Origin of the sequence: Streptomyces ipomoeae 91-03 (genome assembly GCF_000317595.1) — a bacterium.
Classification (GTDB): Bacteria; Actinomycetota; Actinomycetes; order Streptomycetales; family Streptomycetaceae; genus Streptomyces; species Streptomyces ipomoeae.
The window spans coordinates 1-23,325 of the sequence record NZ_AEJC01000114.1 but is presented as its reverse complement, the minus strand read 5'-3'; the positions used below and the strand labels follow the sequence as shown (position 1 = coordinate 23,325).

The following is a 23,325-nucleotide window of genomic DNA, read 5'->3' as shown; positions in this document are numbered from 1 at the left end:
ACCTGACCGTGCGGCCTACTTGCGGGCGATGGGACCGGGCGACGTGCGTGTCCGTTCCTCCTGGCGGGCCCGCAGCCGGGGTGGCCACTTGCGGGTGTCACGGGGGTCCACGTACGGCTCTTCCATGGGCGGCCGGCCTTGGGCGATGGCGCGTTCGCGGGAGAGTTCGGCGTCGAATTCGAGGCCGAGGAGGATCGCGAGGTTGGTGAGCCAGAGCCAGACGAGGAAGACGACGGCGCCGGCGAGGGTGCCATAGGTCTTGTTGTACGAGCCGAAGTTGGCGGCGTACAAGGCGAACCCGGCGGACGCGACGAGCCAGATGAGGGTGGCGAGGACACCCCCGGGACTGATCCAGCGGAAGCCCCGGCCGCGGACGTTGGGCGCGGCCCAGTAGAGCAGCGCGATCATCAGGGTCACCAGCAACAGCAGCACCGGCCACTTGGCGATGTTCCACACCGTGATGGCCGTGTCGCCGAGCCCGATGGTCGTGCCCGCGCGCTGGGCCAGCGGCCCGGTGAACACCACGATCAGCGCGCTCGCGGTGATCATCAGCATCAACACCAGGGTCAGGGCGATGCGCAGCGGAGTGAGCTTCCACACCGGGCGGCCCTCCGGCAGGTCGTACACCGCGTTGGAGGTGCGGATGAACGCGGCCACGTAACCGGAGGCCGACCACACCGCCACCACCAGGCCGACGATCGCCAGCGCGCTGCCGGTGCCGCCGCTGCCGCTCAGCTGCTCGACCGCGTTCCGCAGGATGTCCCGCACGGGGCCGGGCGCCAGATCGCCGATGTTGTCCAGCAGCCGGTCCGTCACGCTCCGTCCGGCCACGCCCAGCAGCGACACCAGCACCAGGAGTGCGGGGAACAGCGACAGCACGCCGTAGTAGGTGAGGGCGGCGGCCCGGTCGGAGAGTTCGTCCTCCCGGAACTCCCGGACCGTGCGCCGCAGCACCGCCCCCCATGAACGCCTGGGCAGACTGCCGGGCCCTTCCGGCTCCGCGCCGGTACCCGTCCCCGTCCCCGTCCCCGTCCCGCTCCCCGTCGACTCGTCCTTCGGTTGTTTGTCGTCCATGACCAGGCGAGTTTCCCGAATCCAGGCCGTGAATCGAGCCCTTGACCTCAATCCCGGTTGAGGTTGAAGGGTTGGTGCGCACGCACGGACAGCGATCAACGGAGAGCGACATGACCCGTCGTACCACCGCCCATCCCGTCCTCGACCGCCCCGAGATCGGGGCACCCTTCTTCAGCACCTGGCGGGTGGGTACACCTTTGCGTCAGCGGCAGACCGTCGAGGCCATCGCCGGCACCTGGGAGCGGCGGCCCTGGCCCAGCGAAGGGCTGCTGGGGTACTTCGTCTACACGGCGGAGGACGGCTCCGGTCTGCTGCACTACTCGCAGTGGGCCGACGAGCAGGCGTACGAGGCCTTCATCAAGACCCATCGGCAGGAGCGCAACGACGAGATCGACACCGCCGTGCCGGGAATCGAGCGGCTGGGGCTCGGGCGGTACCGGCGCTACCGCAGCCTCACGGGGGACGGGCGCGGGGAGCGGGTGCCGGGATGCGTCGTGCTCGTCGACGTCGAGTTCGACGGGCCGGACCCGGCACGGCTGCGGGCCTGGGTGGACGCCGTCGAGGAGGCGCTGACCGCCGAGCCGAACCCGCATCCCGGCGGCATCTCCGCCCACTTCCACATCAGCACCGACGGCACCCGCGTCCTCAACTACGCCGAGTGGGAGACCGCCCGGCACCACATCGACGCCATGGCCACCCCCGGCCGTGGCGTCGGCTCGCCCACGGCGCTGTGGGACCGCGTCCACGCCTGGCCGGGGTTCAAGGGCAGCAGCCTGACCCGCTACGAGTACGCCCTCGGGCTCGTCCCCGACTGACTCAGGTCCAGCCCTCCGGTCGCTACTCCGTCCCGGCGTCCTTCGTGGCGGCCCACCGAAAACTCGAATCGCCTGGACAAAAAAAGTTTTCGGTGGGAGTGTGGAGCCATGTTGGACGTCACCGTGATCGAGGACCCGGAGGCCGCGGCGGTCTCGCTGGACCCCATACGGGCGCGGCTGCTGGCCGAGCTGGCGGTGGGGCCCGCGTCGGCCGCGATGCTGGCCGGGAAGGTGGGGCTGCCCCGGCAGAAGGTGAACTACCACCTGAAGGCGCTGGAGCGGCACGGCCTGGTTGAGCTGGCGGGGGAGCGCCGCAAGGGCAATGTCACCGAGCGGCTGATGCGGGCGACCGCCGCGTCGTACGTGATCTCGCCGGTGGCCCTCGCCGCCGTACAGCCGGACCCGGACCGCTTCCGGGACCAGCTGTCGGCCCGCTGGCTGCTCGCGCTCGGCGCCCGGCTCGTCCGCGACGTCGGCTCGCTGATCACGGGCGCGGCCAAGGCCCGCAAGCGGCTCGCGACCTACGCGCTGGACGGCGAGGTCACCTTCGCCTCGGCCGCCGATCGGGCCGCGTTCGTCCAGGAGTTGACGGCGGGTGTCAGCGCCCTCATCCGCAAGTACGACGCCCCCGACGCCGAGGGCGGCCGGGGGCACCGGATCGTCGTCGCCGTCCACCCCACGGTCAAGCCCACGGCCGAACCGACAGCCGAAGACGCGGCCGAACGCACGGCCGAACGTCCGCTTGGGAATCCCGCCCCGGAACTGGATCAGTAGCACTCAGGAGCCCACCATGTCCAAGGAATTCGAGATCGCCCGCGAGTTCGAGGTCGACGCCACACCCGAGCAGGTGTGGGAGGCCTTCACCAGCGGTACCGGCGGCTGGCTGTGGCCGATGGAGGCTCCCGAGCCGCGGCTGGGCGGCAAGGGTCCGTTCGGCTCGGAGGTCACCGCCTGGGACCCGCCGCACCGCTACACCAACCGGGTCGAGAACGTCGAGGGCATCTCCGAGCAGACCCTCAACCAGCTCGACTACACGATCGAACCGCGCGACGACGGCCGGCGTGCCTGGGTGCGGTATGTGCACAGCGGCGTCTTCGTCGACGACTGGGACAACCAGTACGACGGCGCCAGCAAGCACACCGACTTCTACCTGCACACCCTGCGCGAGTACCTGACGCGGTTCGGGGGCCGGCCGATCACCGCGTTCACCACCTTCGACGGACCCGAGGCGTCCGGCACCGCCGACGCCCTCACCACCGTCGGACGGGCGCTCGGCCTCTCCGACGACACGGCGGCGGGCGCGCGCGTCCAGGCCAAGGGGCCCGAAGGGCAACTCCTCGACGCCGTGGTCGACTACCGCGACCCGTACTTCATCGGTCTGCGCACCGAGGACGCCCTCATCCGCGTCTTCGGCCGCAACCACTGGGGCCACCGCGTCGGTATCAGCGTCCACGACTTCGCGCCCGGCGCCGACGCCAAGGCCGACGAGACCGCCTGGCAGGGCTGGCTGAACGGGGTGTTCGACGCCTGACCTCATGGACCTCATGCGGTACGCGATGAGCCCGGCCCCCGGTGAACGAGGGCCGGGCTCATCGGCTTACACACCGAAGGAGCTACGGACGGAACCGCAGCACCTGCGGGTCGTGGTCGCTGATCTGGTCGTTGAACTCCGAGTTGATGTGCACGCTGTCGTACGTGAACGCGCAGGAGCGCCGGATCGAGGGGCTGATCAGGATCTGGTCGAGGACCTGCGCGTTGCCCTGGTAGACGTACGAGTAACGCTCGCTCTTCGGCAGGGACTTGACCGCCGACCACAGGGCGCCGTCGTCCTCCAGCAGCTCGGCGGTGTCGGAGAACTCGAAGTCGTTGATGTCGCCGAGGGCGATGACGTCGGCGTTCTTCTGGGCCGCCAGGATCTCCTTGACGAAGGTGTTCACGGCGGTCGCCTGAAGGTGGCGCTGGGTCTCCGAGCTGCGCGTCGGCGGCTGGAACTGGGAGTGCAGCGCCTGGTCGCCGCCCTTGGACGCGAAGTGGTTGGCGATCACGAAGACGGTCTTGCCGCGGAAGACGAACTCGCCGACGAGCGGCTTGCGGCTGTTGGTCCAGGCGGCGTTCGCCGGGTCGATACGGCCGGGGGAGACGGTCAGACGCGCCTTGCCGTACGTCTTCGTCACGCCGACGGCGGTCGTGGCGTCGCCGCCCGCCCGGTCGGTGAAGGAGACCCGCTCGGGGTTGAACAGGAACACCTGGCGGATGTTGCCGCCGGGCTCACCGCCGTCCGCGAGGTCGACCGGGTCGATGGAGCGCCAGTCGTACGTCGGGCCGCCCGCCGCCGAGATCGCGTCGATCAGCTTCTTGACCGTCTGGTCGGCGGCGACCGTGCCGTCCTTCGTCGCGCCGTTGTTGTCCTGGATCTCCTCCAGGGCCACGATGTCGGGCGACTGGAGGTGGTTCACGATCGCGGCCGCGTGGTCGGCGAACGTGGTGTCGGAGGGGTCCAGGTTCTCGACGTTGTACGTCGCCACCGCCAGCTCGCCGCGCGCCTGCTCGCGGGTCGTCTCGCGCTCCAGGCCACCCTGCTTCAGGGCGCCGATCTCGTTGGCGACAAGGGTGTAACCGCCGAACTGGCTGTAGTCCAGCGGGCCCGTGGTGGTGCCCGTCAGCACATCACCGACGTTCGCCTTCGGGAAGTCGGCGATCGCGCCCAGCGACTGGATCTGCAGCCGGCCGGTGTTCTGCGAGGTGTAGGAGCCGTAGACCGTGCCGCCGCGGCGGTTGCGGTTCTCCCACGGCTTCACCGTCACCCACAGCTCGGTGAACGGGTCCGTGGCGGTGACCACGCGGGCGTCGGCGACCTGGACGTTCATGCCCTCCAGGGACTCGTAGCGGTCCAGGGCGTACTCGGCCGGCTTCAGCGTCAGCCCGTTGATCGAGCCGTTGGCGGCGGTGTCACCGGCCGGGGCGTACGCGGCCGGCACGGACTTGGCGTCGACGACGGTCGCGGCCGGAACCGCGTTGCCGGTGGAGACCACCGTGATCGTCGGGCGGGTGATCTGCGTCACCGACTGGTTTCCGGACGAAGTCCCGCCCGGCACGAACTCGCCGACCGTGCCCGAGACGGTGACCGCGTCGCCCACGGAGACCGTCGGCCGGGAGCCGGTGAAGACGAAGACGCCCTCGCTCGTGGCCGGGTCGTCGTCCGCCCGCGCGTCCTGGATCCAGAACCCGCGCGACGAACCGTAGGTGCGTACGCCCGTGACGATGCCCTCGACACCGGTGACCTGTTGGCCGACGAGCGGGGAGGTCCGGGTGGTGCCCTGGATGTCGTGGATGCGTATGGAGTCCGCCTCGGCGGGCGAGGTCAGGGCCACGGCGGACACCGTGGAGCAGATGGCGGCGACGGTCAGCGCGCCGATGCGCGCGGTTCTCTTGCTCGGCAAGGGGATCCCTCCGGGGACGTACATGGGCGCCGGGACGAGGGTGGACTGGACACGAGGGTGGAACGGGGCGGTCCACGACCGGTGGGGCGGTGTGACGCGCATAGAACTCCCGTGGTGACGTCTGCGGGCGACCCAGCTGGCACCCCAGAGCTACCCGTGAGTTTCTACGCGCGTCAATCTCCTGCCTGGTCAGGGCAGTTGTCAAGGTTTCAGCCATGGACTGCTCGTGACAGGTACATGAACTGGGCGGCATCGGCCGAAATCCGTCTAGGCTGAGCGGTTGCCGTACTTGTGCGTGTGTCGCTGGGCTGCCTGGTGCGTGTGTCAGTGGTCGGCGTCTGTCGTTTGCTCGCCGTTCGCTCGTCGTCGCACGTGGCCGGCAGTCACTGCTCGGCATGCGTCATCGCTGGTCACAGCCGTTACAGCCGTTATAGCCGTCATATCCGCCTTGGCCGTCATTACCGTCACAGCTCGTCCGGAGGAGAACCCCGCCGATGTCAGACAGCTCGCCACTGCCGCCGGTGCGGCTCCGCTCCGAGGCGGAACTGGCGCGGAGCCTGCATCACGGTGGTCTGCGTATCCGTCACGCTCGCCGTAGGCCAGCCGGACACCGCGTGGCGCGGAGGGTGACTAGTCTCCAGCAACGCCGCCGCCGCCAGGTGCTCGAGCTCACCAGCGATGGCGCAGGCGGAGAGGACGCGAGGCCTGCCAGAGAGAGGCCTGGCGAGTGGCTGTGGACACCGGCCTCGTCGAGATCGTCGACGAGAAGGAGGGGACGGTCGCGGCGGGCGAGGACCTCACGATTATCACGTCGGGCGGACCGCAAGACGTGCTGGGTGTGTGGCTCGCCGCGCAAGAGGCCACCCTCGCCGACGCGACCGTGCCCGACCTCGACGGCATCATTGACGCCGTGGAGTCCGGCGGCGAGATCGACTTCTCCGAGCTGGACTGGGACCCCGACGCCGAGGCGGAGTTCCTCGACGGGGTGCTCCGCAACCTCTACCTCCTCACCGTCAGCGAGGACGGCCCCGGCGACGGGCCGGTGCCGTTGCCCGCCCTCGCCGCGTCGATGATCGTGCCGGACGGCATGGGGGAGCCCACCAACGACGTACTGGAACAGGTGTCGGACGCGATGATGCGGCTCGACGACCAGTTCCGGGTGCTGGAGCCGGTTGGGCTGGTGGAGTACCAGCCGGTGGACGAGACACTGATGACGGACGTCGAGGAGGACGCCCTCGCGGAGGGTGCCGGCGGGGTCGAGGACACCGGGGGCGCCGACGGTCTCGTCGCGGGCGCGCCGGTCGTCGACGAGGCCGATGTCGCTCGGTACGGCATGGTGCGGCTCACTCCGCTCGGGCTGTACGGAATGCGGGCGCGGCTGCGGGAGGCCGGGATCGTGGCGCCCGCGGTCGGTGAACTCGTCGACAAGGGCGCGGACGCGTTGCTCGACGGCACCGCCGAGTTCCCGCCGGCCGCGGCGCAGGCCGAGACCGAGCAGTGGCTCGCCAGGCGTGAATCCCTCGCCGCCGCACGCGAGTTGCTGGCCGCCGCCCGGGGCTCCGACGTGGGGGCGCCGTTGCGCCGGCTGCGTTGTCAGCAGGCGTTGTCGTTGGTGGGGCCCGTCGCCGAACCCGCGCTGCGGGAGGTTCTCGACGACCCCGAGTTGGGTGGGCTCGCCCGCGTGTGGCTCACCGAGCGCGGGGCCCGCGATGTGCCCGCGCCGTCCGAGACGATGGTCTTCTGGCTGACCATCGACACGATCGCCGCGCAGCTGGCCGCCGAAGGGAACTCCGCCGAACTGCAGGCGTTGGTGGAGGGGCTTGCCGCGCAGCACAGCGGGTTCTTCGCCGCGGTGTGGCGGGTGGAGCATCCGGCCACCGCGGATGTGCTGGAGGCCATGGGGCGGATTCATCCGGACAAGAGGGTCGCCAAGGAGGCTCGTAAGGCCGCGTTCAAGGCGCGGTCGCAGGGGCCGGGCGCGTGAGGGGAAAGCCGGGCGCCTGAGAGCTCGGGGGTGTGGACGCAGATCGACGCAGCCCCGCGCCCCTGAAGAGGTCTGCGCCGCCTTCCTTCCCACCTATGCTTCTGAAGGGCGAGTTCGCGCCTGACGGACCTCACCTGGGGGGGCAACGCTTCAGAGGCGCGGGGCCGTGACCTACACGGCGGCTGCGCCGCGTGAGGGCGACCAGCCACAACGGACCCGCGGATACCCACGCACGCGAAGCCACCCCCCTCATCCCCAGCGGGGATCTGGGGGCGGCATCCCCCAGAGACACCAGCCGACGGTGGCTTTACGCAAGGGGGTGCCTACAAGTCGGCCTCCGTTCAACCGCCGTTCAGCCGCTACCGCGACCGTGTGGCGCGACATACGGGTCCGCCACCCTCCACGGTCCCCCCAAGGGTCATCCCACCGCCACACAGGAGACAGCATGTCGCTCACCCGCAGGGACTTCGCCAGACAAACCGCGGTCACCGGCGCCGGGGTCGCACTGGCCGGCAGCGTAGGCGCCCTCGCCACCGCCCCGAACGCCCTCGCGTCGACGGACACGGACACGACCACGGACACGGACGCCCACAGCGCCACCGGCGACGCGGCGGACCGCCACGGTGGAGGCGGCGTCGGCTACGGCCCCCTCATCCCCGACCCGGACGGCATCCTCGCGCTGCCCGCCGGGTTCAAGTACGAGATCATCACGTACTGCGGCAGGACGAAGCTGGAGTCGGGCGAGTTCACCCCGGCCAAGCACGACGGCACGGCCGCCTTCCGCGGCCCCCGCGGCACCACCCTCCTCGTCAACAACCATGAACTGAAGGGCCCCCGGGCCAACTGGCAGTTCCCGGTCCCGCTCACCGAGGGCCTGGTGTACGACCCGGCCGCGTCCGGCGGCTGCACGGTCGTGGAGATCCGCCCCGACGGCCGGGTCGCCGAGTGGGTCGGCATCGCGGGCACCTCCACCAACTGCGCGGGCGGCAGCACCCCTTGGGGCACCTGGCTGACCTGCGAGGAGAACTCCGACAAGGCCGGCGTCAATGGCATGACCAAGGACCACGGCTACGTCTTCGAGGTCGATCCCTGCGACCACCGCGCCAACCGCGACCCCAAGCCCCTGAAGTTCTTCGGCCGCTACGACCACGAGGCCGTCGTCATCGACCCCAAGCGCGGCCACGCCTACCTCACCGAGGACGCCTCCGGCCCCAACGGCCTATTCTACCGCTGGACCCCGCCCAAGGGATTCGTCTACGGCCCCGGCAAGTTCCGTACCCTCGCCGACGACGCGGGCATCCTCCAGGCCCCCCGCTGCTACGACTCCGGCGGCCGGTTCGTCGACGACCTCTCCCGCGCCCCGAAGATCGGCACCGTGTACGGCGTCGACTGGGTCGACGTCCCCGACCGGGACGCGAGGACGACCCCCGTGCGCAAGCAGTTCACCGACGACCGGATCACCCGCGCCCGCAAGCTCGAAGGCATGTGGTGGGGCGACGGCGGCGCGTACATCGTCTCCTCGTACGCCCGCGCGGAGAGCCCCGTCCAGCACGACGGCCAGGTCTGGTTCTACGACCCCAAGCGCCGCACCCTCACCCTCAAGGTCCTCCTCGGCGTCAACGCCGACCCCTCCGTGGACGGCGCCCTCGACGGCCCCGACAACATCACCGTCTCCCCGTACGGCGGCATCATCCTCGCCGAGGACGGCGAGGGCATCCAGCACCTGTTCGGCGCCACCGACAGCGGTCGTACGTACCCGATCGCCCGCAACGACCTCAACATCGGCACCGAGGCGGAGCCGGAGTACAGCGAGTTCGCCGGCGTCACCTTCTCGCCCGACGGAAAGACCCTCTACGCCAACATCCAGACCCCGGGCATCCTGCTCGCCATCACCGGGCCGTGGAAGCGCCAGAAGCGGTAGCTGCTTCGAGTCACTCGATTGAGTGGCTGTGTGCGGTACTTCCCAGTCATTCCCCGCGTCGGAATAGTGTTCCTGCATCGCACTGATTGTCGTCCGATGCGGGGAGTGGCTGTGGGTGCTCAATTCCGGGGTGGGGTAGTTCAGGGGTCTCGAGTCTGGCTTCCTGACGGATCGGTGAGGAAGATTGAGGAAGTCGTTGAGGACCGCTTCCCTGTGCTTTCCTACAGCAAGGAGTGGGACACCAGGCCCGTCAAATATGGAGCCAATCAAGGTCCACGAGACCACTCGGTCGGTGAGCTGGTCCCAGTAGTGCCGTCCGCTTGGGTTGGCGCTATCAACTGCGAAGCGTTCAGTATCAGGTTCGTGTCCGGTCGAGTAATCGAAGCCGGACGTGACCAGCGATGGGTGACACAACGACGAAAAGGGCGTCAGGCATGGGAGTGGAAGCAGACCCACGCTCTTGAACCTGGTGACCGGGTCCCCTTCCCTTTGGTTGCTGCTCACTTCGGGGCAGATGGCAGTGCTCGTGAGGGGTACTTTGTCGGAGCCATGCTCGGCGATGGCGGCATGACGTCATGCACTCCTGAGTTCCACGGCGATCCGCGTGACGGAGTGGTCGAGTTCATGCGGAATTTTGCTGTTGACCATGGATGTGGTGTTCGAGAAATTCCACAAGGTGTGATCGTGCGTCTACGGTTTCCTTTTAGAGCTGGCCAGCGCAACCCTGTGACTGATCTCCTCCGTCGCTACGGTGTTTGGGGCCAAAGGTGTGACAGGAAGGCGTTGCCCAGCACGCCACTCAGCCGTGACTTTTGGATTGGGTGTCTTTCCGGGCTTATCGATACCGATGGATGTGTACGAGAGAGAGTAAATCCACGAGGTACAGCGCATGGCTCGGTAGAGTACGCCACGGTGTCGCCTGAATTGGCGGCACAGGTATCTGATGTGCTCCTGCGCCTCGGCGTTGCGAACAGGCTTCGGACCGACCAGAGGCGAGAGAGCGGGGATCGTTCCATCAATGGTTATCCTGTGGGACTCCGTCGCCCCATTCACATTGTCGAAGTGTCGCGAGCAACTGCTTTGGTTCGCCTTGCTGGCCTCCTGGACCTTCAAATCGGCTACAAGGCCCGGAGGTTGGAGAGACTCGCTCGTGTGGTTGGACACGTAGTCTCGGCATGCAGCGAAATGCACGGCTATGACCCAACACTGGCGCTGGATAGGGTGAAGAGCGTTGTATCGGTCGGCAGCAGGCCCGTCTATGGTGTTGCGGCAAGTCCCTCTGGCCTGTTCGTGGTCAATGGGCTGGTGACGGGCGCTGTGGAGTAGCACCTAGTTGAACGCCCCCTCCATGAGCCATTCCAGAACTTGGAGAGGGCATTCACTGTGGCAAATAATAGGTCCCCTTGACGCGGGTCCAATGCCGTTGCGCTACTTCTTGCCGGAGATCCACCTCCGAATCCCACGACGGATCTCCTTGCGGCAGCTGCCTACGGCGATCGCTAGGAGAAGGATAAGGAGGAGGCGTGCTACGTCTTCCGACGCCGTTATGTGTATTTCAAGCACAGAGAACCGTCCATGTGTTGAGCAGAGGTCCTCACGCCTGAGATCAAGGTGAGCCTATCGGCTCTGCGCACCAAGCATGGGTGAAGGAGAAACAGCATTGTGCGCCAAAGAGTAAGGCGCTGCGTGATGTTAGCACAGAACGCCTGGAGCTTGATGCTGCTTGATCGTCATGCGCGAACAGGTCACGCCCTTGTTTGCCTGGCATGCTGACATCTAACATTTCAGTCCATGGAGGCCATACGACCGGTGGGCCGCACCCTTCTCAGGGACCGTGCCTACCAAGCCATCCGGGACGCCATCGTGGCCGGGGAGATCGAGCCGGGCGCGGTGGTGCGGGACGCCGAGTTCGCGGAGTTGCTGGGGCTGTCGCGGGCGCCGGTGCGGGAGGCGTTCTCCCGGCTCGTCGACGAGGGGCTCCTGGAGAGCAAGCCGCAGAGCTACACCCGGGTGACGCCCGTCGTGGCCGCCGATGTGCGGGACGCCGCCGCCGTGGTCGGCGCCATGCACGAGCTGGCCACCCGGGTCGCCGTGCCCCGGCTGTTCGCCGCGGACGTGGAGACGATGCGCTCGGCCAACGAGCGGTTCGCGGCGGCCGTCCACGCCGGTGACGTCGACGCCGCCCTGGACGCCGACGACGAACTCCACGACGTCCTCGTCCGCGTGAGCGGCAACCGCGCGGCAGCCGCCACCATCACCCGCTACACCCCGCTCATCCGCCGACTGGAGCGCAGACGCTTCGGCGAGGGCGGCAACTGCCGGTCGGCCGGTCTGCACGATCAGCTGATCGAGGCGTGCGCGGCCGGCGACACGGACGAGGCGGTCCGGGTCACGGCGGAGATCTGGCGCGGCCTGGCGGCCCTCGCCGACGAGCCGGTCGACGCGCCGGTCGACGAATCCGCCGACGGGCCGGTCGATGAACCCGCCGACGGGCCGGTTCATGGATCCGCCGACGGACCAATCGGCGGATCCGCCCATGAGCCCGCCGAAGGATCCGCCGGCGAGTCCGCCGGTGAACCTGCCGGTGTGGCGCCCCGCTGATCCGATGCCGTCACCGCCCCGCTGCCTCATCGCCCAGTGACTCATCGTCCGCCCCCGTCCCCACCGTCCCCGGGAGAACCCGTGTCCCTTTCGTCCTACGAGCGCTACCCGCTCCTCTTCGGGCCCTCACCGGTACACCCGCTGGAGCGCCTGACCGCCCACCTCGGCGGCGCCTCCCTCTGGGCCAAGCGCGAGGACTGCAACTCCGGTATCGCGTACGGCGGCAACAAGACCCGGAAGCTGGAGTACCTCGTCGCCGACGCCCTCGCCCAGGGCTGCGACACCCTTGTCTCCATCGGCGGAGTGCAGTCCAACCACACGCGCCAGGTCGCCGCCGTCGCCGCCCGCGCCGGGCTCAAGTGCGTGCTGGTGCAGGAGAGTTGGGTCGACTGGCCCGACGCCGTGTACGACAAGGTCGGCAACATCCTCATCAGCAGGCTGGCCGGCGCCGACGTACGGCTCGTCCGGGCCGGCTTCGGCATCGGCTTCAAGGAGAGCTGGGAGCTGGCCCTCAGGGAGGTCGAGGAGAGCGGCGGCAAGCCGTACGCCATCCCGGCCGGCGCCTCCGACCACCCCCTCGGCGGCCTCGGCTTCGCCGGATGGGCGTACGAGGTCGCCGAGCAGGAGCGGGAGTTGGGCGTCTTCTTCGACACGGTGATCGTGTGCTCGGTGACCGGCTCCACGCAGGCGGGCATGGTCGCGGGCTTCGCCGCCCTGGAGGAGGCGGGCGGACGGCCCCGACGCGTCATCGGCATCGACGCCTCCGCGAAACCCGCCGCCACCCGCGAGCAGATCGCCCGTATCGCCCACAACACGGGACAACTCATCGGCGTCAAGCGTGAGTTGACCGAGGCCGATGTCGAGCTGGACGAGCGCTACCACGCGGGGATCTATGGAGTCCCGGACGACGCCACCCTCGTGGCGATGCAGCTCGCCGCCCGCACCGAGGGCATGCTCACCGACCCCGTGTACGAGGGGAAGTCGATGGCGGGGATGGTCGACCTGGTCGAGCGCGGTGAGATCGCCCAGGACTCCACCGTGCTCTACGCCCACCTCGGCGGCCAGCCCGCGCTGAACGCGTACAGCGGGGTGATCCAGTGACGTCGGACGCGCTGGACCGGCGCTGACCGGCACACGGCTCCTGCCGGAGCCGGTGGTTGGCCGGATACAGTGCACAGCGTGGGGGCGGATGATCAGCAGCGGGAGCCGGGCGGCGAGCGGGCCGAGTCCGACGGTCCCCGCCGCCGGGCCACGATCCATGACGTGGCCCGGCTGGCCGGAGTGTCACGCCAGACGGTCTCCCGGGCGGTCAACGACAAGGGCGAGATCGACCCGGGCACCAAGGAGCGGGTCCTTCAGGCGGCGAGGCGACTGGACTACCGGCCGAGCCGGTTCGCCCGCGGCCTCGTGCGCAAGGGCACGGTCACGGCGGGTCTGGTGATCCCCGACCTGATGAACCCGTTCTTCCCCGAGGTGGCCGCAGGGGTGCTGGAGGCGGCCGAGCAGCGCGGCTGGCAGGTCGTGGTGTGGGACACCCGCACCGACGACGCCCGGGAGCGGGAGGCGCTCGATGTGCTCTCCCACCAGGCGGACGCGGTGGTCGGCTACTTCAAGAACCCCGACGACGTACTCGCCCGGCACCTCGGCGGGATGCCGCTGGTGCTGCTCGAACGCGGCCCGCAGCAGACCCGGTTCGCGGCCGTCGGCATCGACGCCGCCGCCGGCCTGGAGCGGGGCATGGCCCATCTGGTCCGCGCGGGCCACCGCAGGATCGGCATGCTGGACGGCGACCGGCACCATCCGCCCGGCCCGCGCCGACAGGCCTTCCTCGACCAGGCCCGGCGGCACGGGCTGTCCGTCGACGACGGCTGGATCGCGATGTGCCCCGAGCACAGCGTGGCGGGCGGCGAGACCGGCATGGAGCAACTGCTGGACAGGCGGCCCGAGATCACGGCGGTGGTCGGCTTCAACGATCTGATCGCGGTCGGCGCGACGCGCGCCGCCCGGCGCCGGGGACGGCGGGTGCCGGACGACCTGGCCGTCATGGGCTTCGACGGCCTCTCCCTGGGCGAGCTGGTGGAACCCGCCCTGACCACGCTGCACATCGACAAGCGACGCCTCGGCCGACTCGCGGTGGAACAGGTCGCCCGACTGCGCGCCGGGGAGCCCCCGATGACCGGCGCGGACGCCTGGGTGGTCCCCGAGTTGGTCGTACGCGCGTCCGCCTGACTTGTCGGACAGCCCCGACAGCCCCAACAGCCGCTCCACGCACGTCCCTTGACACTGGTTTTCGGACGCCCCGATACTCGACGGCAACGTTCACGTGAACGCTCACGGCCCCTCAGAACTCCCCGTCCCGAACTCCCCACCGCGCTGTCGGCCCGAGTCGTGACCCGCCTGCCGACATCGTTGTCTTGCGCTGTCCCGAGCCGTCCCGAGCCCCGTCCCCGGAAGCGAGCGCGCGCCCATGGAACACCGAACGATGTCCCGCAGACGATTTCTGGGGGCCGCACTGGGCGGCGGCGCGGGTGCCGCGCTTCCGGCCCTCGCCGGATGCGGGACGACCGGCGGCTCGGTCTCCCAGGGCACCGACCACCTCGGCATCTGGTATTGGAAGGGATCGCTGAGCGAGAAGCTCCTCGCCACGGCCGAGCGCGGGGTGCCCGGCGTCCCCGGGCTGAAGGTCAAGGGCTTGCCCATCGCCGGCGAGTACAAGGCGAAGATCCGCACCAGCCTGGCCGCCCGCGCCTATGTCCCGGATCTGGCGGTGGCGAACTCCGACGTGTCCGTGTTCTTCCCCGACGAGCAGGAGTTCCTGGACCTCAGGGAGCTCGGCGCGGATTCCGTGGAGGACCAGTACCTGGACTGGAAGTGGAAGAGCGGCATCAGCCCGTCCGGCCGGATGATCGGTTTCCCGCTCGACGCGGGCCCCACCGCCCTCTACTACCGTCGGGACCTCTTCGAGAAGGCCGGACTGCCGACCGAGCCGGACGAGGTCGCCGAGGCCACGTCGACCTGGGAGAAGTTCCTCGCCGCCGGGCGCACCCTCAAGGCGAAGGCGCCCGGGAACCCGTATCTCGTCTCCCAGATCAGCTATGTCTTCCGGATGGTCCTGTATCAGAGCCCCAAGCAGTTCGTGGACGCCGACAACCGCTTCATCGGCGACCAGGAACACGTCAAACGCGCCTGGGACCTGGCCGTGGAGACCTACCGGCAGGGGCTCAGCGCCAGGCTGCTGGACAGCACGCCCGACTACAACGCGGCGGTGAGCGGCGGCCGGGTCGCCTCGCTGATCACCGCGGTCTGGTACATGGGCGGCCTCAAACAGACCGCGCCGAAGACCGCCGGGTTCTGGCGGCTGACATCGCTGCCGGGCGGCCCGACGAACTACGGCGGCTCGTACGTCACGATCACCCGCTACTGCCGGGACCCGGAAGGCGCGTTCGCCTTCCTGAAGTGGATGCTCGGGCCGAAGAACCAGCTGAAGGCCTATCAGGAGATGGCGCTGTTCCCGACCACCCCGGCCGCGTACGACAAACCCGCGATGCGCGAGGGCGACCCGTTCTTCGGCGGTCAGGTACCCGTCGACGTCTTCGGCCCGGCCGCCGAGAAGGCACCGGTCCTCTTCTTCAGCCCCTACGAGGCGACCGCCAACACCCCCGTCTTCCAGGAGCTGACCAACGTGGAGAAGCTCGGCAAGAACCCCGACAGAGCGTGGCGGGACGCCATGAACGCCTGTGAACAGGCGCTGTCCCAGCGGGGGGTGAGCTGACATGGCCACCGTCACGGGAACGGCCGAGACACCTGTGGCCGGCAAAGGGAAGCGTGCCGACACGGGTGCCCCGCGGGGCCGCCGCCGGCGTCATCTCCCGCCGTACCTCGCCATCTCGCCGTACTACCTCCTCTTCGCGATCTTCGGCGCCTTCCCCGTGGGCTTCTCCCTCTATCTGTCCTTCCAGGACTGGGACGGCATCGGCGAGAAGCGCTTCGTGGGATTCCAGCAGTACGAATGGCTGCTGCGGGACTCGGTGTTCTGGCACTCCATCCTGAACACCTTCCAGATCTGGTTCATGTCCACGGTGCCGATGCTGTTCCTGGCCCTGATCATCGCCTTCCTGCTGAACTCGCAGGTGCGGTACGCCTCCGCGCTCCGGGTGGCGTACTTCATCCCCAACGTCACCTCGATGGTCGCCATGACCGTCGTCTTCGGCTCGGTCTTCGCCCAGGCGGGCCTCGCCAACTCCGCGCTGCGGGCGATCGGGGTGAACGAGATCGACTGGCTGAGTTCCTCCCTCGGGATCAAGTCGGCGATCTCCGTGATGATCATCTGGCGGTGGGTGGGCTACAACGCGCTGATCTTCCTGGCGGGGCTGCAGGCCATCCCCACCGAGATCTTCGAGGCCGCCAAGGTCGACGGGGCGAACAGTCGGCAGACCCTGTTCCGGGTGGTGGTGCCGCAGCTGCGGCCGGTGATCCTCTTCGCCGTCATCACCTCCACCATCAACGGTCTGCAGATCTTCACCGAGTCCCAGGTGCTCTTCTACTCGGACGACCCCGGCACCACGGGCGGGCCGGGCCAGGAGGGCATGACGATCGTGCTCTATCTGTGGCAGCAGGCCTTCAACGACCACCAGTTCGGCTACGGCGCGGCGATCGGCTGGCTGTTGTTCGCGCTCATCGCCCTGTTCGCGATCATCAACTGGCGGCTGGTGTCCGGCTCCGAGCGTGACGACCGGCGCGGTTTCGCCGCCCTGCGGAAGGGGGCCCGCAATGGCCGCTGACACTCCCACGACCGTGAACGCGGGGGCCGCGAGCGCACGGACCGTGAGCGCCGGGCTCGCCATCGGCTCCGGTAGCCGGCGCTCCCGCATCCTCGTCCGGGCGGTGCTGCTGCTCGGGGTGCTGGTCTCCCTGTTCCCCTTCTACTGGCTGGTGGTGATGGCCTCCATCACCACCGAGGAGATCCTCAGCTATCCGCCGCGCATGGTGCCGGGCACCCAACTGCTGCACAACATGGGCGAGGTGATCGACCGGGTCCCGTTCTTCACCTCGCTGTTCAACACCGTCGTCGTCTCGGTGACGGGCACCGCGCTGGTGCTGTTCTTCGACTCGCTGGCCGCGTTCGCCTTCGCCAAGTACGAGTTCCCGGCCAAGCGGCTGCTGTTCGGTGTCCTGCTGGCCACCTATATGATCCCGGCCCAGTTGTCGCTGGTGCCGCAGTTCGTCACCATGGCCAACCTCGGCTGGGCCGGCTCGCTGAAGGCGCTCGTCATCCCCGGCGCCGCCAACGCCTTCGGCATCTTCTGGCTGCGCCAGTACGCCAAGAACTCACTCCCCGACGAACTGCTCGACGCCGGGCGGATCGACGGCGCCGGCTTCTTCCGCCTCTACTGGCAGGTGGCGCTGCCGCTGTTCCGGCCCGCGCTGGCATTCCTCGGCATCTTCACGTTCATCCATCTCTGGAACGACTACATCTGGCCGCTCGTCATCATGATCGACCCGGACCGTGTCACCCTCCAGGTCGCCCTCGCCAACCTCAACGTCGCGTACAACACGGATTACGCCGTGGTCATGGCGGGGGCGTTGATGAGTGTGATCCCGTTGATCGTGGTGTTTCTGATCGGGGCGCGGCACTTTTTGCGGGATCTGGCGGCAGGGGCCACGAAGATGTAGCCGCGCGGGGTGTGGTCGTGCGCCAGTCGTGAGTGGGGGCTCTGGGCGCCCCTGTGTCGAAAGGGCGCCCCGAGCCGTCGTCGCCTCGCTACAACGACTGCGCCGCCGGCTTCACCATCCCCCTGACCGTGCGGGACTTCACGAAGTCGCCCATGGCGGTCATCTCCCACTCGCCGGAGAACTGGCGGATGAGCTTGGCCATCATCACGCCGGTCTGCGGCTCGGCGTTGGTGAGGTCGAAGCGGACCAGTTCCTCGCCGGACGAGGCGTCGAGGAGACGGCAGTAGGCCTTGGCGACCTCGGTGAACTTCTGCCCGGAGAACGAGTTGACCGTGAAGACGAGCCCGGTGACCTCCTGGGGGAGCCGTCCGAGGTCGACGGTGATGACCTCGTCGTCGCCTCCGCCCTCACCCGTGAGGTTGTCACCGGAGTGCCGGATCGCGCCGCCCACGATCTGGAGCTTGCCGAAGTAGCAGCTGTCGATGTGGTTGCGCTGCGGGCCGTACGCGATGACCGAGGCGTCCAGGTCGATGTCCTTGCCCCGGTACGCCGGCTCCCAGCCGAGGCCCATCTTGACCTGGGAGAGCAGGGGGCGACCGCCCTTGACCAGGGACACGGTCTGGTTCTTCTGGAGGCTGACGCGGCCCTTGTCGAGGTTGATCTTGCCCGTGCCGGGTGCCGCGGCCGGTGGGGCGGCGGGAGCCGGGGGCGCGGGCGGGGTCTGGAAGCGCGGGTCCATGGGCGGGGCCGGCGGGGTCACCGGGGGCTGCATGGCGGGGGCCACCGGGGCCGGTGCGGGTGTGGCCGGTTCCTCCACCGTGACCCCGAAGTCCGTGGCGATGCCGGCCAGGCCGTTGGCGTACCCCTGGCCGACCGCGCGGGCCTTCCAGGCGCCGCCCCGCAGATAGATCTCCACGATCACCAGGGCCGTCTCCGTGCCCAGCTGCGGCGGGGTGAACGTGGCGATCACCGAGCCGTCGTCCGCGCCGCGGATCGTGGCCGTCGGTTCGATGCCCTGGAAGGTCTGGCCGGGCGCGTCGGGGCTCGCCGTGACGACGATCTTCTCGATGCCCGGGGGGACGGCCGTCGTGTCGACCGTGATCGAGTCCGGGGTCGTACCGCCGCCGGAGCGGTATGTCACGCCCGGGCCCGTGGGCTGGTTGTAGAAGATGAAGTCGTCGTCCGAGCGCACCTTGCCGTCGGCGGTGAGCAGCAGGCCCGACACGTCGAGCCGCACCGGGGCGGCGACCTCCACCGCGACACGGGCGGTGGGCAGCGGGATGTTCGAGCCGGGGGTCATAGCGGTCATGCCGGGTGAACGACTCGGGCCGCTTTACCGTTCCCTTACCAGCCCTTACGCGGCGCCCGTTCGGGTCAGCGGCGGTGGCCGGGGCGATTACGGGGGTGATCGCGGGCCGTGCGCTCGTTGCCCCGCCTGTAGTTTCCGGTCCAGCGGGCCATGACCAGCTGGGGATCGGCGGCCGATTCCACTTCGCCGAGGAACTGGGCGGCTCTCGGGCCGCGAAGGGTGGTGGCTTCGCGGCCGTGGTGGGTGATCGTGACGGTCCCGTCGGGGTGGACGTCGTAGGCGAATCCCTGGGGGCGTGGCATGCGGGGGATGTTAGGGCCGTTGGGTGACCGCTCGCCCCGGGTTTTCGCCCCCGCCGCCGCTGCTGCCGGTGCGTGGGGGATGCGTGACGTCACTCGGGCGTGTCCCCTACGTCTCGTCGCGCGTCAGCTGGTCCCGGTCGATGTGCACGTACGTGCGCTCGCCCCGCGCATCCGTGATGTCGATGGTGATGCCCTCCCACTCCTCGGCCGGCTCCAGCGGCACCACCGTCGTCCGGTACTCGGCCCGCGCCAACAGTTCTTCGGTCACCCGGACGCCTGTGAGGCGCTCCGCCAGCGCGAAGACCGCCGCCTTCTCGTCGACGCCGGGAGCTTGGTCGCCGGTGGGGTCGAGGCCGACCTCTCTCATGACGGCGTTCAGGTCGTCGGGGGTGGTGCCGGTCCTGTCGGACGGCCACTCGAAGGTGGTCCGCAGCTCTCCGTCCTCGTACCAGTGGAAGAAGTGCATGGGCTTGCCTCCGTTGCTGGAGTGCGAGACCACACGCGTCCCGGCGGAGAGGGCCGCCCAGAAGTGCGGCCGGTCCTCCAGATCGCCGCCGAAGGACAGGACGAGGGTCCAGTCCCCTCCTTCGCCGCGCGCGGTGAACGCCCCCGCGAGGAAGGACTCGGGCCAGTCGTCGGACGCGTACAACAGCTCCTGATCCTGCTCGATCAGCTCCCCGAGCCCCGCGCACACACCGCGCGGCTCGGCCCCCGTCAGCCTGATCACCTCCGCGGGCGGGACACCCCGCACCAGCGCCAGGACGTACCCGATCTCCAGCGCGTAGGCGAACAGCGAGGACGAGGACCGTATCCAGCCGTAGTCGGCCGCGGTTGCTGAAGTCATGCAAGGCATCCTGCCGGCGACCACTGACACACCCGGTCCCCGAAGGCCCCCGGCTCGGCTCGGCCCGGCCTGATCCCGCCCAGCCCGGTCCGATCCGGCTCACCCCACCGCGCTCAACGCCTCCCGCACCGCCACCAGATCCTGGTCCGAGGCCAAGCCCGCGTGGTACAGCCGGATCTCGGTTGCCCCGAGCTCCGCCGCCCGCCCGGCGTCCGCCGCCAGCGTTCCCGGGCTGCCGCCCATGCCCGACACCACACCGAAGTTGGCGGCCAGCACCGCGCCCTCCGCTCCGACCTCCGCGAACGCGGGCAGCAGCCCCGGCCCGCCCGCGCACGGCACGACGACCCCGTCGGCCACGCCGAGGATGTGCGCGGGATCGACGCCGGGGTTCGCCCCGCAGTGGTACGTCGCCGGGTCCGCGTGCAGCAGGACCTGGAAGCCCCCGGGGGCGGCGGCGCGTACGGCTGTGACGGCCGCCTCCTGGAGGGAGCGCGCGGTGGCGTCGCGCCAGGCGCGGGTGCCGGCCGCCAGCTCGGTGCCGAGCAGCTTCTCGACCGCCGGCCAGCCCTCGTCGGTCGTCTCGCCCCGCCACAGCGGTTGCAGCGCGGCGCGGACGGCGACGGCCAGCGCGTCCGGGTCGAGACCGACACCGGCGTACCCGTCCCGGCAGCTCCCGCAGAAGCACAGCGCCATGAGGTACTGCCCGGCGTCGCCGATCTCGACGCCGGCGGTCTTGTCGTGGGCGTGGAGGTGGGTGAGGCCGTACCAGCCGAGGGACTCCAGCTCGGTGCCGCGCGCGCCCGGCCGTACCGCCGCCTCGACGGCGAGGTCGATCAGATACTCACGTGTCGCCGGCTGAGCGATGCACGGCGCCCACGGGTACCGGTCGCCGTACGCGTTGACGACGGAGGTCGACGGATGTTCGGCGCCCATGCGGGAGTTGTGCGCGAGGACGACCCAGGTGTGCACCTCGAGGCCGGCGGAGGCCAGCGCCTCGGCCGCCTCCCCGAACGCGTCGCCGGGTGCCCACTCGCCCGCCGGGTACGGCCGCAGCGTACGTCCCTCCCAGCGCGGGCCCGGCGGGTACAGCACGGCCGCGTGCTCGGCGGTGACGATGCGGTGCCGGGGGTGGCGGGGGGTGAGCGCGCGGGTGGAGTGGTACGCGGAGGCGAGTGTCACCTGACCCACGCCCAGCCCGGCGATGCGCTCCACGGCGCCCGGATCCCCGTTGACGTCCCAGGGATAGACGAACGTCGACGCCTTCACTTGCCCTCCCGGCCCTCTTCGTACGCCGCGCGCCCCGCGCGCCGCTCCTAGCACTCTTCCAACAGCGCGTACCCGCGCTCGATCAGCTGACCCAGTCGCTTGACGTGGTCCTCCGCCGGTTCGTGCAGCGGCGGTCGTACCTCTCCCACGTCCAGCCCCCTCAGTCGTACCCCGGCCTTGACCAGCGACACGGCGTAACCGCGTCCCTGGGAGCGGAGTTCGACGAAGGGCCGGTAGAACCCGTCGAGCAGCCGTTCCACGATCGCGTCGTTCCCGGTCCCGAGCGCCCGGTGAAACGCCAGCGCGATCTCCGGTACGAAGCAGAAGACGGCGGACGAGTACAGGGGAACGCCGGTGGCCCGGTAGGCGGGCTGGGTCAGTTCGGCGGTCGGCAGTCCGTTGAAGTACAGGAACTCGCCGGGCACCTCACCGCGCACCGCGCTCACGATCCGCTGCATCAGGTCGAGGTCGCCGAGTCCGTCCTTGAGGCCGACGATGCCGTCCGTGCGGGCCAGCTCCACCACCGTCTCGGGGGTGAAGACGGCGTTGTCGCGCTGGTAGACGATCACGGGGAGGGAGGTCGCGCCGGCCAGGCGGCGGTAGTGCCGCAACAGCCCCTCCTGGGCGGCCACGACGAGGTACGGCGGCATGGCGAGGAGACCGTCGGCGCCCGCCTCCTCGGCGAGACGCGCGTAGCGCACGGCGAGGGCGGTGCCGTAGCCGGCGCCCGCGACGACGGGGACCCGGCCGGCCGTCTCCGCGACGGCGGCCCGTACGCACTCCTGGAACTCCTCGGGGGTGAGCGCGTGGAACTCACCGGTGCCGCAGCAGGCGAAGACGGCGGCGGCACCGGCCTCGACGCCCCGGCGGACATGCGCGCGGTAGGCGTCGAGGTCGAGTTCCCCGTCCGGGCCGTACGCCGTGACGGGGAAGAACAGCGGCCCGCTGGGGACACTGAGCCGAGCGGCGAGAGTGGCAGGCGGGGCTGACGTCACGGGCTCTCCCAAGTCCATGTCGCTGATCAACGTTTACATTTCTGAACGAGATCACGTTAAGGCGCCCCCATGGAGCCGGTCAAGCGCGACAACCCGTGCCGCACCAGCGATTTTCCGCCGTCGCGGCACACTTGACGCACCGGACCCACACCCCTAGCGTGTCCATGAATGTGAATGCTGGACGCTCATGTGCACGGATGGCGATGCAAGGAGATCCGAGGATGCCCGCTCCCCGCACCGTTCTGCTCACCGGCGCCGCCGGTGGACTCGGCACCCTGATGCGGGAGCTGCTCCCGGAGTACGGCTACGAACTCCGCCTCCTCGACCTGCGCCCCATCGAGGGCGAGCCGGACGCGATCACCGCCGACCTCTCCGACAAGGAGGCCCTGCGCGAGGCCGTACGGGGCGTCGACGCGATCATCCACCTCGCGGGCATCTCCCTGGAAGCCCCCTTCGAGAAGATCCTCAAGGCCAACATCGAGGGGACGTACAACCTGTACGAGACCGCTCGTGAGGAGGGCGTCGGACGGATCGTCTTCGCCTCCTCCAACCACGCGGTCGGCTTCACCCCCCGACCCCAGGGCGACGACCCCCTCATCCCCATCGACACCCCGCGCCGCCCCGACACCTTCTACGGTCTGTCCAAGTCCTTCGGCGAGGACCTGGCCCAGTTCTACTGGGACAAGCACGGCCTGGAGACCGTCTCGGTCCGCATCGGCTCCTGCTTCGCCGAGCCCACGAGTGTGCGCATGCTCTCGGTCTGGATGAGCCCGGCCGACGGCGCCCGTCTCTTCCACGCGGCCCTGACCGCCGAGAACGTCGGCCACACCGTCGTCTACGGCTCCTCCGCCAACACCCGCCTGTGGTGGGACCTGACCACCGCCCGCGCACTGGGCTACGAGCCGCAGGACGACTCCGAGCCGTACGCCGAGAAGCTGATCGCCGACCAGGGCGAGCTGGACCCCGAGAACGTGGCGCACGCCTACCTGGGCGGCCACTTCGTGAGCGAGCCGCCGATCTGGCCGTACTGACGACGGCCGGGGCGACGGCGAGAGTCGTACGTCGTACGGAAACGAGGGCGTACGCCGTACGGAAAAGGGG

General features: G+C 69.5%; 18 protein-coding genes and 2 pseudogenes. 13 read left to right on the top strand and 7 right to left on the bottom strand.

Translation table 11 applies throughout. The features are described from left to right. Positions 1-15: 15 nt before the first annotated feature. Positions 16-1,074 carry a YihY/virulence factor BrkB family protein gene (locus STRIP9103_RS07780; RefSeq protein ID WP_048819891.1) on the bottom strand — a complete coding sequence of 353 codons (1,059 nt, stop codon included), beginning with the start codon at positions 1,072-1,074 and terminating at the stop codon, positions 16-18. Between the two features lie 110 nt (positions 1,075-1,184). On the opposite strand from STRIP9103_RS07780, the gene STRIP9103_RS07775 reads away from it, so the two are divergent. The 3 genes from STRIP9103_RS07775 to STRIP9103_RS07765 all read left to right on the top strand — a co-directional run bounded on the left by STRIP9103_RS07775 (position 1,185) and on the right by STRIP9103_RS07765 (position 3,420). After that, positions 1,185-1,889: an antibiotic biosynthesis monooxygenase gene (locus tag STRIP9103_RS07775; RefSeq protein ID WP_009302574.1), complete on the top strand. Its 705-nt coding sequence runs from the start codon at positions 1,185-1,187 to the stop codon at positions 1,887-1,889. 108 nt (positions 1,890-1,997) lie between these two features. Beyond that, positions 1,998-2,663: an ArsR/SmtB family transcription factor gene (locus tag STRIP9103_RS07770; protein WP_009302569.1), complete on the top strand. Its 666-nt coding sequence runs from the start codon at positions 1,998-2,000 to the stop codon at positions 2,661-2,663. 16 nt (positions 2,664-2,679) lie between these two features. Beyond that, the gene (locus STRIP9103_RS07765; RefSeq protein ID WP_009302590.1) at positions 2,680-3,420 is read left to right on the top strand and encodes an SRPBCC family protein; all 741 of its coding nucleotides are present in this window, start codon (positions 2,680-2,682) and stop codon (positions 3,418-3,420) included. An 82-nt stretch (positions 3,421-3,502) separates the two neighbouring features. Here the strand turns inward: STRIP9103_RS07765 and STRIP9103_RS07760 are convergent, their stop codons facing one another. Then, a complete protein-coding gene (locus STRIP9103_RS07760) occupies positions 3,503-5,329 on the bottom strand; it encodes an endonuclease/exonuclease/phosphatase family protein (RefSeq protein ID WP_048819892.1) in 1,827 nt (608 codons plus the stop codon). Between the two features lie 494 nt (positions 5,330-5,823). On the opposite strand from STRIP9103_RS07760, the pseudogene STRIP9103_RS07755 reads away from it, so the two are divergent. The 9 genes and pseudogenes from STRIP9103_RS07755 to STRIP9103_RS07720 all read left to right on the top strand — a co-directional run bounded on the left by STRIP9103_RS07755 (position 5,824) and on the right by STRIP9103_RS07720 (position 17,508). Then, a pseudogene (locus STRIP9103_RS07755) lies at positions 5,824-7,313 on the top strand (hypothetical protein). Between the two features lie 445 nt (positions 7,314-7,758). Beyond that, entirely contained in the window at positions 7,759-9,234 is a 1,476-nt protein-coding gene (locus tag STRIP9103_RS07750) for an alkaline phosphatase PhoX (RefSeq protein WP_009302596.1), read from the top strand. 96 nt (positions 9,235-9,330) lie between these two features. Next, entirely contained in the window at positions 9,331-10,560 is a 1,230-nt protein-coding gene (locus STRIP9103_RS53415) for an LAGLIDADG family homing endonuclease (RefSeq protein WP_078613832.1), read from the top strand. A gap of 465 nt (positions 10,561-11,025) precedes the next feature. Next, positions 11,026-11,664: pseudogene (locus STRIP9103_RS07745) on the top strand (GntR family transcriptional regulator); the annotation flags it as partial. Positions 11,665-11,916: 252 nt separating this feature from the next. Then, positions 11,917-12,936, top strand: coding sequence for a 1-aminocyclopropane-1-carboxylate deaminase (locus STRIP9103_RS07740; RefSeq protein WP_009302584.1), 1,020 nt, complete (start codon positions 11,917-11,919; stop codon positions 12,934-12,936). Positions 12,937-13,005: 69 nt separating this feature from the next. After that, positions 13,006-14,064: a LacI family DNA-binding transcriptional regulator gene (locus STRIP9103_RS07735; RefSeq protein WP_009302565.1), complete on the top strand. Its 1,059-nt coding sequence runs from the start codon at positions 13,006-13,008 to the stop codon at positions 14,062-14,064. Positions 14,065-14,317: 253 nt separating this feature from the next. Beyond that, positions 14,318-15,607 (top strand): ABC transporter substrate-binding protein, encoded by a 1,290-nt coding sequence (locus tag STRIP9103_RS07730; protein ID WP_009302588.1) that lies wholly within the window; start codon positions 14,318-14,320, stop codon positions 15,605-15,607. A gap of 1 nt (position 15,608) precedes the next feature. Next, positions 15,609-16,616 carry a carbohydrate ABC transporter permease gene (locus STRIP9103_RS07725; RefSeq protein ID WP_009302592.1) on the top strand — a complete coding sequence of 336 codons (1,008 nt, stop codon included), beginning with the start codon at positions 15,609-15,611 and terminating at the stop codon, positions 16,614-16,616. Continuing rightward, on the top strand, positions 16,606-17,508 hold the full coding sequence (locus STRIP9103_RS07720; RefSeq protein WP_009302586.1) for a carbohydrate ABC transporter permease: 903 nt from the start codon (positions 16,606-16,608) through the stop codon (positions 17,506-17,508). The genes STRIP9103_RS07725 and STRIP9103_RS07720 overlap by 11 nt, the downstream gene beginning before the upstream one ends. An 88-nt stretch (positions 17,509-17,596) precedes the next feature. On the opposite strand, the gene STRIP9103_RS07715 is transcribed toward STRIP9103_RS07720, so the two are convergent. The 5 genes from STRIP9103_RS07715 to STRIP9103_RS07695 form a co-directional block, all read right to left on the bottom strand. Beyond that, positions 17,597-18,808, bottom strand: a complete 1,212-nt coding sequence (locus STRIP9103_RS07715) for a TerD family protein (protein WP_009302577.1) — start codon at positions 18,806-18,808, stop codon at positions 17,597-17,599. Positions 18,809-18,882: 74 nt separating this feature from the next. Beyond that, positions 18,883-19,119, bottom strand: a complete 237-nt coding sequence (locus STRIP9103_RS07710) for a hypothetical protein (protein ID WP_009302570.1) — start codon at positions 19,117-19,119, stop codon at positions 18,883-18,885. 106 nt (positions 19,120-19,225) lie between these two features. Beyond that, positions 19,226-19,963, bottom strand: a complete 738-nt coding sequence (locus tag STRIP9103_RS07705) for a DUF6461 domain-containing protein (RefSeq protein ID WP_009302572.1) — start codon at positions 19,961-19,963, stop codon at positions 19,226-19,228. 99 nt (positions 19,964-20,062) lie between these two features. Then, complete coding sequence (locus STRIP9103_RS07700) at positions 20,063-21,229, bottom strand: hypothetical protein (protein WP_009302600.1); 1,167 nt, start codon at positions 21,227-21,229, stop codon at positions 20,063-20,065. Between the two features lie 47 nt (positions 21,230-21,276). Further along, the gene (locus tag STRIP9103_RS07695; protein WP_048819890.1) at positions 21,277-22,242 is read right to left on the bottom strand and encodes a 5-dehydro-4-deoxyglucarate dehydratase; all 966 of its coding nucleotides are present in this window, start codon (positions 22,240-22,242) and stop codon (positions 21,277-21,279) included. Positions 22,243-22,445: 203 nt separating this feature from the next. Between STRIP9103_RS07695 and STRIP9103_RS07690 the strand changes: the two genes are divergently transcribed. Continuing rightward, positions 22,446-23,255 carry an NAD-dependent epimerase/dehydratase family protein gene (locus STRIP9103_RS07690; protein ID WP_009302579.1) on the top strand — a complete coding sequence of 270 codons (810 nt, stop codon included), beginning with the start codon at positions 22,446-22,448 and terminating at the stop codon, positions 23,253-23,255. Positions 23,256-23,325: the final 70 nt, after the last annotated feature.

Coding starts and splice junctions, on each gene's coding strand:
- STRIP9103_RS07780 (WP_048819891.1), bottom strand. CDS start 1,074: ATGGACGACAAACAACCGAAGGACGAGTCGACGGGGAGCGGGACGGGG.
- STRIP9103_RS07775 (WP_009302574.1), top strand. CDS start 1,185: ATGACCCGTCGTACCACCGCCCATCCCGTCCTCGACCGCCCCGAGATC.
- STRIP9103_RS07770 (WP_009302569.1), top strand. CDS start 1,998: ATGTTGGACGTCACCGTGATCGAGGACCCGGAGGCCGCGGCGGTCTCG.
- STRIP9103_RS07765 (WP_009302590.1), top strand. CDS start 2,680: ATGTCCAAGGAATTCGAGATCGCCCGCGAGTTCGAGGTCGACGCCACA.
- STRIP9103_RS07750 (WP_009302596.1), top strand. CDS start 7,759: ATGTCGCTCACCCGCAGGGACTTCGCCAGACAAACCGCGGTCACCGGC.
- STRIP9103_RS53415 (WP_078613832.1), top strand. CDS start 9,331: ATGCGGGGAGTGGCTGTGGGTGCTCAATTCCGGGGTGGGGTAGTTCAG.
- STRIP9103_RS07730 (WP_009302588.1), top strand. CDS start 14,318: ATGTCCCGCAGACGATTTCTGGGGGCCGCACTGGGCGGCGGCGCGGGT.
- STRIP9103_RS07725 (WP_009302592.1), top strand. CDS start 15,609: ATGGCCACCGTCACGGGAACGGCCGAGACACCTGTGGCCGGCAAAGGG.
- STRIP9103_RS07720 (WP_009302586.1), top strand. CDS start 16,606: ATGGCCGCTGACACTCCCACGACCGTGAACGCGGGGGCCGCGAGCGCA.
- STRIP9103_RS07715 (WP_009302577.1), bottom strand. CDS start 18,808: ATGACCCCCGGCTCGAACATCCCGCTGCCCACCGCCCGTGTCGCGGTG.
- STRIP9103_RS07710 (WP_009302570.1), bottom strand. CDS start 19,119: ATGCCACGCCCCCAGGGATTCGCCTACGACGTCCACCCCGACGGGACC.
- STRIP9103_RS07705 (WP_009302572.1), bottom strand. CDS start 19,963: ATGACTTCAGCAACCGCGGCCGACTACGGCTGGATACGGTCCTCGTCC.
- STRIP9103_RS07695 (WP_048819890.1), bottom strand. CDS start 22,242: ATGGACTTGGGAGAGCCCGTGACGTCAGCCCCGCCTGCCACTCTCGCC.
- STRIP9103_RS07690 (WP_009302579.1), top strand. CDS start 22,446: ATGCCCGCTCCCCGCACCGTTCTGCTCACCGGCGCCGCCGGTGGACTC.